The sequence below is a fragment of the Roseofilum capinflatum BLCC-M114 genome (genome assembly GCF_030068505.1).
Classification (GTDB): Bacteria; Cyanobacteriota; Cyanobacteriia; order Cyanobacteriales; family Desertifilaceae; genus Roseofilum; species Roseofilum capinflatum.
Window position 1 is genome coordinate 1 of record NZ_JAQOSO010000093.1, and the last position, 12321, is coordinate 12321.

Genomic DNA, 12321 nt, shown 5'->3' on the forward strand with positions numbered 1-12321 from the left:
CGCACGGTTTTGAAGCAGAGGGCAAGAAGGCGACTTCTTGCTCGACTGTAACGGGTTGTAGTACATGGCTTTGAGCCTTTAAGACTGTACACCATAACAGCGCGAAGCGCTGTATTCATAGATAGTCCAGGTTAACCAGAAATCGTAGGGGTCAACGGCTGTTGATCCCTACTCAGTAATTAGTCATAATTATTAAACTTAATTCCACCTAAAAACAGTAAATTTATCCAAACTTTATTTGAAGTTAATAAAAAGTCTCGTAGACTTACTGTAAACCTCTCAGCAAAATTGCGGTATGATTGCTCTTAAGATCAGAATTAAACCTTCTTCAAGGGAAAAAAAATGAGTACATTCCTCATGGCTTATGCTCTGATATCCTATGTATTTTCAGGGGCAATCTGCTATACCAGCGCACGCAAAGATCGAGAGGTTGCAAACCCAAACCACTCTCAACATTTAGGATGGATTGTCCTATTCTGGCCCTTGTGGATTAGCCATGAAATTGACACAACTCCCAACTTAAACGTTAGTATTTCTCATATAGAACAACAACAACCCATCCTTTCCTCAAAACCTATTGGCCAAGCTCTCGAAGAAGCCGGACTCCTTACCCACAACCAAGTCCAAGCCATCTTAGCCTACCAACAAGAGCATCACGATCTACGCTTTGGGGAAATCTCCGCCATGTGGGGATGGATTAAATCGGAAACCGCCGACTTTTTCGCCGAACGACTCCACCAACTCAAGAGTTATCAACAACCCCTCGGACAATCCCTTAAAGGTGCAGGCATCTTAGATGAAGAACAAATTCAAACTATCCTGACCTATCAATCCCAAACGGGTCTCAGATTTGGAGAAATTGCCGTTCGTCACGGATGGTTGAATCAGCAAACCGTTGATTTCTTTGTCAGTAAACTTTGACTAATGCCAAGTCCGGTTTCCGCAAGCGGACATGAAAATGGGAAAAGAGAAGCGGGCAAGATGCCCGCACTCCTCCAATTACCCATTACCTATTACCGGGCGGAGCGCTCTAAAACTGCTTGCGAAACTCAAACTGAAAGCGACTATCTGTCCGGCGTTGTCCTGACTCTTCACCGGCTAAATCAGTCGCTGCCCGCAACACTAAATTGTCACTCAAGCGATAGCGCAACCGCAGACGAACTGGATCGGTAGAGGTTAGAGTTTTACCTAAAGAGGTAGAAAACCGATCGGTAATATCTAACGTTGCCTCTCCTGCTAAACCGATCGCCCCTTGGTGCGATCGATCTTCTACCGGATAGAGTCGTAACTCCGTCAACCCTAGAGCGTCTCCCAGAGTCGTTTGCAGATTTGATAACACGGTCGATCCGGCAATATTCACCAGGGCTAAGGTCGTATTTCCACCCCCGCCAATGGTATTCAAAAAACCACCGCCAATCAGGGCAATAATTTCGGAACGACTGCGTACTGGAGAACTGGTTAATTCCAGGTTACTCTCTAACCGAGAAGCTGGCCCAGTCACTGCGGCTTGAATGCGTACTGTTTCCGTCTCATTGTTATCTATGGGTGGGGTATCATCAATTTCATTTTGTCCCCAGAATACAACTTCTGGTTGCCGACTGCCTTTGACCTCAGAAATTGAGGCTTCTAGGCGCAAGTTTAGATCAGGATCTAAACCTTGACTGGGGATAAACCGAGCTTTATTCTCATGTTCGCGATCGATACGAAACTGGGTAGCAATAATATTGATAAATCCCCGGTTAATATCAATTTCACCATCGGCACGGATATCATCAAGTGGGCCATTAATAGTGAGGGTTCCTTCTCCCCGAATATCGACAAAACCCGGTTGTAAAATCGCAATTCCATCAGTTAAATCAATATTAAAGCCATTAAAGATCGGAATTAATGGATTAGAAGAAGGAGCAGCATCGGGTTGATCGGTTTTTTGGAGTTTCGTGGCTTCTGCCGGAAAGATCTTACCTTCAGTGAGGAGAATATTGCCTTTCAGTACCGGCTCTAAGGCAGCTCCCGCAATTTCAATATTGCCATTTACGCCCCCATTGTAGATATCTTGGAAGTTTAGATCGATCTCTTCTAACTGAATTTTCAGGGGGAGATTGGCTTCTTGTTCTGATAACTGTAAATCTGGATCGGCTAGGGGAATTAAACCAGAAACTTGCACTTTTCCTTTGCTAAAATCTCCGGTCAGACTCTCGATATAGACCTTTTCACCGTTAAACTGAACCTTTCCTGTGACATTATTCAAGGGTTCTGCAAGGATTTGAGATTGTAGGGTGGCATCAGCAATGGTAGCTTCTCCCACTGCGTTCGGATTATCGACGGTTCCGGAAACTTTGATATTGACATTTCCTGTGCCTGCCACCCAATTCACTTGTTGACGAGTGAGAACATTTAAGATACTCAACCCTTCATTTTCGAGGTTCAAGTCTAACTGGATTTCTTGGGAAATGGGAGAGACAGAACCAAAGGGGAGGGGGCTGGGAATACTGCCCGTTAAGGTAACTGGAGAATCTCCGGTAACTAAGAGTTTACCGCCAAACCGTAAGCGTCCATCGGTGAGGGAAAAATTACCAGTTGCTTCTTGAATTGGCTCTTCATTTAATGTGCCATCAGACAAATCTAATTTACCAATGACTTGGGGATTTTGGATGCTTCCGCCTAAGATCGTGGCAGTGGTATTTATTTTTCCGGTTAAATCTACAGGTAAATCGGGAATAAATTTCTGAATTAAGTCTACGGGAACGTCTTCAACTTTGAGCTGACCGGATTGTTGTTCGCCACCGACTTGGCCGGAAAAGGTGATTAATCCTTCATTGGATTCAATGCGAACGGGGAGTAAGGTGAGGACATTATTTTTTAATGTGCCTTTGACAATAATGGGGTTAAAACTATATTCATCCCAGACCCAGTTTTCACCCAATAAATCGATGTTGGCTGAGAGTCCTTGTTTGAGGGAACCGGAAAGTTTAATATCGCCATCAAATGCTCCCTGAAGTTGGGCTAGGGCAGGAATGGGGAGGCGATCGCGCTCTTGTTGTCGTAGATCCTGTAATCTGAGAATTTCGGAGAAGCGACGCAACTGATTTTCTAGGCTTCTCTCTTCACCTTGATCGAAGGTCAAAACGCCTAGATCGGCGGCTCTTCCGGTGGGAGGGGCAAAGCCTTGGGCAATGTCTTCTAGGTCAAAAATCTGTAAGACTTGCAGCACATCTTGCACGCTCCCTTGGGCAATTTTGACTTCGGCTTCAAATTGGGGATCGCTCAGATCGTTCAGATTCACTGCTCCTTGCAGATTATATTCACTCTCACCAATCTTTAACTGAGTCTCGGTTAATTGTCCTTGACCTCCAGCATAGTTTAATTTAGCCGTCAGTAACTCGCCCTCGACTGTACCAATAGAGGGTTGATCCACGGTCAGTTCTCCTTGGGCAATGACTGCCATGGGATCGAAGGTTGGGGGGAAACTGAGGTTAAAATTACCGGAAACTTGACCGGAAACGGGGCCTAGAGGATTAGCTGTAGGAACGAGATTGACCAAATCTAGGGGAAATTGGGCAATCTCGACCTGGAAATTGGTTAAGGGGGAGCCTTCGGAGGCTGGGGTGCGTTGTCCGGTGGCGATCGCCTCCCCAACCTTAAACGTAAAGGATTCTGGCATAAATGTGGGGTCAAGGACTGCGGAAATCTCGTCTGATTCTCCTTTTAAGGCGATCGCCGCTCCCTCACTGGGTGTAAATTGGATTGGCCCCTCAATCACCGGATCAAAAGCAATTTGATTCACGACCACATTTCGCAAGCGCATCCGCCCGTCTAAACTGGGCTGTAATCCTGTTCCGGCAATCCGTCCACCAAAATCCACCCGACCTTGCACGGCTACAGCATCGGGCACGGTAAAGGGCAGGGCGGCTAAATTAAAATCCGCAACTTCAGCATTAAAATTATACCGAGAAGCCATTAAATCCTGGAAATTGGGCACAATTTGACCAGCAACTTGTAGACCAGAACGGGGTTGTGTGGCGGCGGTTGTTGTAGGGGCGGGTTCACTGATATTGGGGTCTCCCCATGGAGATCTTGATGAACCCGCCCCTACGGGGGACTGGGAAGAAGAGGACGGTACAACCACCGAACCTGCCCCGGCGATGATATCCAAAGAGCGACCATTCCAGACCATTCGAGAGAGAAACGGCCCTTGTTCTAAAATCGGTAACTTGGAGAGTAAAACTTCTGCTTGAGCTTGTATGGCGGTGGGATCGAAATTATCCAACCGTCCCCCCGCGACCATTTGCCCTGCACCCGTCAGCCGTTGGAACTCAGCAGGTAAGGCTAAACCCAACTGATCTAATTCCACCTGTTCGGCATTCATTTGCGCTTGCCATTGGCCTTGCTGGGCGATCGCCTCCACATTAACCACACTATTACCCACATTTACAAATCCTTGGCTCTGGGCAAACACACTATTCAGAATACTATCGGGCGAAACCTCATCTAAGCGCCCCTGGGCATTGGCAACCCCACTAAAGGATAAACGGGGCACATCGGCCGGCACTTGGGGCGAGAGTTGGTCAACATTCACCCCATCGGCTCGCACAGAGGCTCGCCACTCTCCATTAAGCGCTTGGGCGATCGCATTCACCCGACCTCCTGCAATATCTAAATCGGCTCTCGCTTCCGCCACAATCGCCGCCGGTGAAAAATTATTCGCCGGCCCTCTGAGATTCACGGTTGCGCTCAGAGGAGTTTGCAGAAAGGCCTGTTCCCTCGCCGCTAACTGTAACTGAGGAGACAAGCGCGTGGCTTGCACTTGGTTAATATCTAGGGCAGCTTCCCATTGTCCACCCTCTAAGGAGCCACGGCTTCTAATTGTACCTCCGGCTAAATCCAGCGTACCTTGCAATTGTGCTTGAAACGCTGCCAGATTGGGGTTATCGGCGGGGCCGACAATTTCCACCACTCCGGTAAAGGGTGCAGCTTCTGCAAAGGGGAGTTGAAATTGTTCTGGGGGCACAAATTGCTCCAGTTCGCTGCGAAATTGCCCCAATTGCACATTATTAGCTTGCACTAAACTGGCAATTTGGTTATTCTGCAAACGCCCAGATACATTCACCAGTCCTCCGGCTATATTTAACTGACCTTCGGCGATCGCCTCTACCCGTTCAGGACTGAAGTTTTCTAAGGGGACAATCATCCGCGCCCCCCCAGTAAAGGGAACTGCGAGTTGCGGGGGAACCAGGGGAGAAAGGCTGGCCACTTGCACATTTTCCGCCCTAATTTCGGTTTGCAGTTGTAAGGGAATTTTGGGTGTTGATGGTGTTGCAGATTCACCCGTAGGGGCGGGTTCACCTGTCGTTTCGTCTTCCAACCCAGATGGTGCAGAACCCGCCCTTACACCCGCCCCTACGGTGTCCGTTTCTACGGGATCGGTTCCGATATCTAAACCAATCAGACGGGAAACAGCTTGCACTTGTCCCCCAGCGAGATCGGTTTGGGCGATCGCCTGTACATCATTCAGAGGCCCCATCACCCGCAGTTGCGGCGAAATGGTTCCCAGGGTAATCTCGGTAGGTGCTTGGTAGAGTTGGGCGATCGCATCTACAGGCACATTTTGCCCTTGTGCCTCAAACACGAGAAAGGGTTGTTGCACGTTAGGATTCGTGTTTTCTGCGGGCGTAGAATTCGGGGCACTTTCAGCCAAATTTTCCTCTTCCAACTCAGAACTGGGTGAACCAGCCTCTACATTACTTTCAGGTGTCTCCGACTCTTCTGCGGGTTCACTAACCGGGAGTTGCAACTCTCCCCGGCCCAGGATTTCGCCGCCCAGGGTAGGAACCAATTTCAGGTCTTGAACGGCGATCGTAGAATTAGCATAGGCAAATTGGGTGCTAATTTCTGTAAATTCCAGGCGATCGATTTGCGTCGGTTGCGTCGTTTCCAACAATCCCACCAGCAACGGTTGCTCAAACGGCCCTTCTAACTTAGCCTTCACTTGGAATTCTCCCGTTGCCTTTACGGGCAATTCGGTCTTTATCGTTTCCTCTAGGGTTTCAAACGTCACCGGAGGCAAAGAAGCCACCACTTGAATTCCCTGTTGCAGATGAATCCCCCCTTCTAGGGTGAGGGGAATGGCATCTGCATAGAGAATCGATCCTTCTTCCACCACCACCAACTGATCCTGGAATTGTAGAGTAAATGCCCCTTGGGAGAGATACAAGGGAACTTGGGTGATATCAAATTGAGGGGTTTCTTCGCTCTCTTCTGGTTGCTCCTCCTGCTGATTCTCTTCTGGGGTAGGCTCTGGTAAAGTATACTGTCCCGCCACTTCACTGACGAAGAGCGTCCCATTAATCAAAGAGCCTTGAATATCTTGTAAATTAATCTGTCCATTGAGATTTCCATTCACTGTACCGCCCGTTAATGCTACTTCTGGCGGTAAATTGGGAACTAAGTTAGTCAGGGGAATCAGGTCTAGATCTTGCGATCGCACCTGCACCCTTACCCGTTGCTCCTGCTGCAAAAATTCTCCCTTGGCTTGCACCTCTCCCGGACTGCTATCCTGAGCCACAGTTGCATCAAAGCGAATTCGATTATACTCATCGAAAAAGTCAGCAGTGGCGCGAATCGGCTTAAACGTCACGCTATGTTCAAGACTCGCCCCTTCTCCTTTCCAGGGAACCAACTCCACAGTGGCATTTTGCACCCCAGCCTTAATCACATTAATCTTAAATTGCCCTTCTTTCGGCTCTTCCTGGGTAATGTCCAGATTCAGCCATTGACGCTCTGCATCCTCTTCTAAATAAACTTGGGCATTAATTAAAGTCAGATCCAGATTAATCTCATTGTCAATCACATCAATGGGATTAAACTTCACTTCTACCGCTTCTACCGTAGCATTGTCCGGATCTGTCGAAGTTGCGGGCAGTCCAGAACGGCCAAAGCGGATACTATTCAATGACACCCTCTCTACCGGGCCAATTTCTAGGGGACGATTGACGGTTTTGCTCAACGCTTCCGCTACCATGGGGCCCAGTCCATTATGCACCCAATACCAACCATAGCCTCCTCCCGCCACGAGCAAGAGCGCCACCCCTCCTAAACCGAAGCCAGCCCAACGTCGCCATTGTCTTGGCTCGTCCTCCTCTTCCCATTGCTCGTCTTCAGCATCGATTGCTTCAAGATCGGATTCTGGCAGTTGATTGGAATCATTATTACTCGTCATGTCCTCACACCGTTCTGAATACTCACACCTGTCTCGATCATGCCATAGTTGCCCAGGGAATAGGGAATAGGGAATGGGGAATAGGGAATAGGCAATAGGCAATAGGCAATAGGCAATAGGCGATTTTCCCATCTCCCCATCTCCCCATTCCTCTATCCCCCTATCCCCTAACTGCTATAAGATAAGGGAAAATGTTAAATTTGGGAGCGTTAACTTCTAGTAGCTTATGCGAGTTTATGTCCTGTTGTTTAATGTCGGCACGGAAAATGAGGGGATTCATACAATTAAGGTTCCCCACCCCGATCCTAGGCAAGTGCGAAATAAGGTTTTAATCTTTGAGATGGAAGATGATGCTACTCGATTTGCTTTGCAGTTAGAGGCTCAGGATTTTCCTTCTCCTAGTGTAGAGGCGATCGATGAAGAGGAGATTAAGCAGTTTTGTGTAGAGGCGGATCTAGATTTTGAGTGGATCGGTGAGGGTAAACTGGTGATTCCTCCAGATAGTAATGTGGATTCTTTGGACTGGAGTGAGGAAGAGTCGGATGTACCGAGTGCTGAGGAGTCTGAGTCGGATATGAGTTCGGAGGAACTCGATCGCATTCGCAAGAATTTGGAAGGATTGTTATAAGACTATGGAAAATCGGGGTCATCTGTTAACGGAACAAATTAATCCTCAAAGTTTGACGCTGGATGAACTGGGGACGGTGGAGTTGGTGGAGCTGTTTAACCGGGAGGATGCCCAAACGGTGGCGGCTTGTTCCCAAGCGAAGGAACAGTTAGCTGAAGCGATTGACCGAACGGCGATCGCCCTTCAAAATGGGGGACGGTTGTTTTATGTGGGGGCGGGAACGAGCGGCCGCTTGGGGGTGCTGGATGCGGCTGAATGTCCGCCCACGTTCTGTTCTGACCCCCAGATGGTACAGGGGATTTTGGCGGGGGGTGAAGCGGCTTTAGTCCGCAGTTCTGAGGGCTTAGAGGACAGGTTTGAGGATGGGGTGCAGGTGGTTGAGCAGTACCAGATCGGCTCAAAGGATGTGGTGGTGGGCATTACGGCTGGCGGCACAACGCCCTATGTTCAGGGTGCGTTACAGGGGGCGAAAGCGCAGGGGGCAACGACGATTTTTATGGCTTGCGTGCCGGTGGAGCAGGTTTCGGTGGCGGTGGATGTGGACATTCGCTTGTTAGTGGGGCCGGAAGTTTTGGCGGGTTCGACGCGCCTGAAGGCGGGAACGGCGACGAAAATGGCGCTGAATATTTTGTCTACTGGGGTGATGGTGAGGTTGGGTAAGGTGTATGGGAACCGGATGGTGGATGTGGCGGTGACGAATACGAAGTTACGCGATCGCGCTTTACGCATTTTAGAGGATTTAACAGATTTGGGGCGATCGCAATGTGAGCAACTTTTAGATCAGAGCGGACAACGGGTTAAGGTAGCTTTACTGATGGCTTGGACAGGATGCGAGGCTCCAATGGCTCAAGAGTATTTGGATCAAAACCACGGAAATCTGCGATCGGCTTTGGCAGCATATTCTACCCGTGAGTAGAATATGCTTTAGTAAAAAATTCTGTTAATTGGTTAAGCGCTCACTATTGTTGCTTGCCCTTTTGTTGCCTGCTCTAAAACAGCTAAAACTGAGGGTACTAAAGGCTGGAGATCTACTAAACGATTAGATGTTGCTTGCAACACAATTACTGCAATGTCAAACTGTGGTAAATTCTGCTGAAATGGCAAATTGCGATCCACTGTAAGAAAAACATCAAACTCTATTTCCGCAAGGGAAAGGAGCTGACCATTTTTTATTCCAGACCATCCCATCTGAGGGACAGTGATGATCTCGTGATTAACGAACTCTCGTGCCAGTTTACGATCGATACATTCGTCTAACAGAATTCTCATCTTAGGCAACCTGACCAAAAATGTGTTTTCCCGCTTCTTCAAGAACCTGAATCACTTGCTCTTTAGTCACTGTGGGAAATCCATCTAAAAAGTCATTAATGGATTCACCTGCTTTGAGATAATCCCAAAGCGTTTGCACCGGAACCCTAGTGCCTGCAAACACTGGCGTTCCACTCATGATATCAGGGGATATAGTAATCAGTGAGCTATCTTTAAGCATTCCTCTGGCATCTCCCATAGTCTAAACTCTGTTATTTTATCAATGTATACCTGAGAATCTTGACATTAAAGATTATTTTGTGTCATAATCGAAGGCAAGAATATCCATAAGTGTTCGTCTCATGGATACTACCTCCGATTCTCAGGTTAGTGCAAGTCCAGTATTCTGGCCTAGCATGGATCTGAATAAGGAATGAGTCCTTCAGATAACTGGTAGTTCAGCAGACTGGATCTGCACTGGTTTGAGGGTTGAAGGTAGTAAGTTTGAGACGTTTACTAAGGTGTCATAGAAAAACTGTCGCTTATTTACTTAAGCGTCACTTGCTCTTGCACGCGATATTCCAATTCACTATACATTGGAATAATCAACTATGAATTCCAAACAAAAACATAATAAAAGAGCCAAACTCATTGAACAGTTTGGCTCTCCAACCCGGTGTTATTGGTGTGGATGCATTTTATCCCGCGAACAAATCACCCTCGATCACCTAATTCCCAAAAAACATGGAGGTTCTAACTCTTTAGAAAATCTGCGTATTTCCTGTTTTTCCTGCAATAATCAACGCGGACATAGCCTTTTTCCTCCCCAATCTTTTAGGAAGAAAGTGAGGTAATCTACTGTTGTCGTAGGGGCAGGTTTCAAACCTGTCCTCTACTTGAATTGAATATACAGTATAATAGAGGATGGCAATAAATTATCAAAAAGACCATATCTATGACCTTGGATATAGACCATCAAGAGATGAGTTCAAAACAAAGGAAAAAGCAAAAATCACTGGAAGAATATGATAGCCACTTTCACAAACTGTTGATGTTTAAGGATGAAAAACTTCTCCATCGTGCCTTAACCCATCGTTCTTATGTGAATGAAAATCCTGGAGCCATAGGACACAATGAACGCTTAGAATTTCTTGGTGATGCTATTTTGACCTTTATCAGTGGTCAATATCTCTATCAGCGCTATCCGGAAATGGGAGAAGATGAAATGACCAGACGGCGCTCTGCTTTAGTCGATCAAAAACAATTGGCTAGATTTGCGGTTGAAGTGGGTATAGATTTGAGAATGCGTCTAAGTCAAGGGTTAATCAAAGAAGGTGGGTATCAAAATCCAAATTTACTCAGTAGTACCTTTGAAGCTATTGTTGGGGCTTACTATTTAGATTGCGATCAAAATATGGAAAAAGTCCGTCCTGTAATAGAAGAACTATTCGATTCTGTGCCTCAAGAGGAAATGATTGCTCGTTCCAACATCGACTCAAAAAATCGATTGCAGGAATTAGTCCAAGCGAAGGGAGCCAAAACTCCTCCCAAATATGTGACTGAAAAAATCGGCGGTATGGATCATGCTCCAGAATTTATGTCTACAGTTTTTATTAGTGATAAAGCCTGGGGTAGAGGCAAAGGACGCAGTAAAAAAGATGCAGAAAAGGAAGCGGCGACTTATGCCCTAAAAAAGTTGAAGGAAAAGGGAATTATCTAATTCATCTTTCATTTTAGGCTATAATTTTAGATACCATCTGTTTTAAGGCTCATGATTACTCAGACTTCAGAAACACAAGAGATGATTATTCGCACAGAGCGTGGATTAACCCTTAAAGGCAGCCGAATTACGCTGTATGATATTTTGGATTTTCTAAAGCTAGAGCGAGTAGAATTGAGTTGAGACTCTTGATATTTCTCGGATCAAGATCAACTTCAATCCAGGCGCTCAAGACGATGAACCCTAAACAAAGAAAAAAGAAAAAGTTATCCCTCTTCTATCACTCTAGGCAGAGAAAAATAAGAAATCAGGCTCAAGGGAGAGAGGAAAGAGGGCAAGACCAGCAAGATTAATCAAGGAAATTAATCGTGGGAATCCCAAAGATAAGTGACCAATAGGAAAGACCTCTAACCAAGAGAGAATTAAGTTAAAGCACATCAAAGGAAGAAGAAGTAGACGGAGATTGTTTAAGCCACTCTTCCAGTTTTTATTCGAGTCCCAATGGGGATGTTGATGACTCGCTTCAATCAAAATTTCTTCGGAAGGAGTTGGTGGTTGTGAAGCAGAAGAAATGAAAGGAGGAGCCATCAATGTAACCAACAAGTAGGCCGTACAAATCATTTCCCACCATCGTTCAATGTGAGGATAATGAGTCAAGCGAAAATCGGCCCACCCTAATTCATGTTTACACTGTCGAAAGCCATATTCAACCCAAGTTCTTTCTCCATAAATATTTCCCACGTTTGAGTATTTCAAGTGGGGAATATTACTCATGACAAAGCTGGTAGAATTGTCGGGTAAGGTCTGAGGATCTGTTGTCACTTCCCAATAAGTAGGCTTACCTCGTTGCCCAAAAATAATTTCTCGCACGTAGCGAATTTCTTTTTTTTCATCGCTCATAATGCGCTCGAATTTTCTCCATCGATTCGCTCTTACCCTTGCTCCAGGAGGAAGCCAGACCCCATGATTACTTCGTATAGCTACCATATACTCACTCCCTTTCAATGCTTTAATTAACCGCTCTATTCTTCTTTCTCTTAATTCTGACACTTTCCAAGGTGATTGAGTCAAAAAACGATACAATCCTTGAGCATTTTTTAATCCATTGATTTGAGCTATCCCTGGTAAGGTTTTTCGTTTTATATCCGATAATATCCCTACATGAAGTTCCTTGAATGCCTCATAACTTCTAACATCTGAAAATAGATTTCTATAGAAATCGCAATATTTATCAATCATAGAGAGGGTCGGTTGAACCGCTCTTGGTGCAATCCTAGTTCTGATCAGGCTTTCAGCCTTTTTTCTTTATTATACTCTTCCCAGAGTGAAAGAAGAGGGGTATCAAATGGATGCAGCAAATGCCAGAGAAGCCCTGAAGGAAGTGGAGCTAGACATTGCAGAAGGGGCAGACATAGTAATGGTGAAACCCGCTTTGGCCTATCTGGATGTGATTCGCTGATCTGATTTTGACTTATTTCGCTAAAGCTGTTGCCCTGGCGTTGCAGACTT

Annotated in this window: 9 protein-coding genes and 2 pseudogenes; 7 read left to right on the top strand and 4 right to left on the bottom strand. The window is 46.2% G+C overall.

The genetic code is table 11. The annotated features are described in order from the left end of the window. Positions 1–342: 342 nt before the first annotated feature. Positions 343–921: a cyclic di-GMP-binding domain-containing protein, MshE-related gene (locus PMG25_RS18030; protein ID WP_283768282.1), complete on the top strand. Its 579-nt coding sequence runs from the start codon at positions 343–345 to the stop codon at positions 919–921. Positions 922–1030: 109 nt separating this feature from the next. Here the strand turns inward: PMG25_RS18030 and PMG25_RS18035 are convergent, their stop codons facing one another. Then, positions 1031–7348: a translocation/assembly module TamB domain-containing protein gene (locus tag PMG25_RS18035; protein ID WP_283768283.1), complete on the bottom strand. Its 6318-nt coding sequence runs from the start codon at positions 7346–7348 to the stop codon at positions 1031–1033. 94 nt (positions 7349–7442) lie between these two features. Here PMG25_RS18035 and PMG25_RS18040 point away from each other — a divergent pair, with 94 nt between their 5' ends. Both PMG25_RS18040 and murQ read left to right on the top strand, forming a co-directional pair. After that, on the top strand, positions 7443–7844 hold the full coding sequence (locus PMG25_RS18040) for a DUF3110 domain-containing protein (RefSeq protein WP_283768284.1): 402 nt from the start codon (positions 7443–7445) through the stop codon (positions 7842–7844). 4 nt (positions 7845–7848) lie between these two features. Continuing rightward, on the top strand, positions 7849–8760 hold the full coding sequence (gene murQ / locus PMG25_RS18045) for an N-acetylmuramic acid 6-phosphate etherase (RefSeq protein ID WP_283768285.1): 912 nt from the start codon (positions 7849–7851) through the stop codon (positions 8758–8760). Positions 8761–8792: 32 nt separating this feature from the next. Here murQ and PMG25_RS18050 read toward each other — a convergent pair whose 3' ends face one another. Both PMG25_RS18050 and PMG25_RS18055 read right to left on the bottom strand, forming a co-directional pair. Next, positions 8793–9113, bottom strand: coding sequence for a DUF5615 family PIN-like protein (locus PMG25_RS18050; RefSeq protein ID WP_283753455.1), 321 nt, complete (start codon positions 9111–9113; stop codon positions 8793–8795). A 1-nt stretch (position 9114) separates the two neighbouring features. After that, on the bottom strand, positions 9115–9333 hold the full coding sequence (locus PMG25_RS18055) for a DUF433 domain-containing protein (RefSeq protein WP_283763545.1): 219 nt from the start codon (positions 9331–9333) through the stop codon (positions 9115–9117). Positions 9334–9703: 370 nt separating this feature from the next. On the opposite strand from PMG25_RS18055, the gene PMG25_RS18060 reads away from it, so the two are divergent. The 3 genes and pseudogenes from PMG25_RS18060 to PMG25_RS18070 all read left to right on the top strand — a co-directional run. After that, positions 9704–9946, top strand: coding sequence for an HNH endonuclease (locus PMG25_RS18060; protein ID WP_283768287.1), 243 nt, complete (start codon positions 9704–9706; stop codon positions 9944–9946). A 128-nt stretch (positions 9947–10074) separates the two neighbouring features. Beyond that, positions 10075–10812, top strand: coding sequence for a ribonuclease III (rnc, locus tag PMG25_RS18065; protein WP_347178877.1), 738 nt, complete (start codon positions 10075–10077; stop codon positions 10810–10812). A 51-nt stretch (positions 10813–10863) separates the two neighbouring features. Continuing rightward, a pseudogene (locus tag PMG25_RS18070) lies at positions 10864–10977 on the top strand (DUF433 domain-containing protein); the annotation flags it as partial. 120 nt (positions 10978–11097) lie between these two features. On the opposite strand, the gene PMG25_RS18075 reads toward PMG25_RS18070, so the two are convergent. After that, positions 11098–12051: a transposase gene (locus PMG25_RS18075; RefSeq protein WP_283768290.1), complete on the bottom strand. Its 954-nt coding sequence runs from the start codon at positions 12049–12051 to the stop codon at positions 11098–11100. 100 nt (positions 12052–12151) lie between these two features. On the opposite strand from PMG25_RS18075, the pseudogene PMG25_RS18080 reads away from it, so the two are divergent. Further along, positions 12152–12265: pseudogene (locus PMG25_RS18080) on the top strand (porphobilinogen synthase); the annotation flags it as partial. Positions 12266–12321: the final 56 nt, after the last annotated feature.

Coding starts and splice junctions, on each gene's coding strand:
- PMG25_RS18030 (WP_283768282.1), top strand. CDS start 343: ATGAGTACATTCCTCATGGCTTATGCTCTGATATCCTATGTATTTTCA.
- PMG25_RS18035 (WP_283768283.1), bottom strand. CDS start 7,348: ATGGGAAAATCGCCTATTGCCTATTGCCTATTGCCTATTGCCTATTCC.
- PMG25_RS18040 (WP_283768284.1), top strand. CDS start 7,443: ATGCGAGTTTATGTCCTGTTGTTTAATGTCGGCACGGAAAATGAGGGG.
- murQ (WP_283768285.1), top strand. CDS start 7,849: ATGGAAAATCGGGGTCATCTGTTAACGGAACAAATTAATCCTCAAAGT.
- PMG25_RS18050 (WP_283753455.1), bottom strand. CDS start 9,113: ATGAGAATTCTGTTAGACGAATGTATCGATCGTAAACTGGCACGAGAG.
- PMG25_RS18055 (WP_283763545.1), bottom strand. CDS start 9,333: ATGCTTAAAGATAGCTCACTGATTACTATATCCCCTGATATCATGAGT.
- PMG25_RS18060 (WP_283768287.1), top strand. CDS start 9,704: ATGAATTCCAAACAAAAACATAATAAAAGAGCCAAACTCATTGAACAG.
- rnc (WP_347178877.1), top strand. CDS start 10,075: ATGAGTTCAAAACAAAGGAAAAAGCAAAAATCACTGGAAGAATATGAT.
- PMG25_RS18075 (WP_283768290.1), bottom strand. CDS start 12,051: ATGATTGATAAATATTGCGATTTCTATAGAAATCTATTTTCAGATGTT.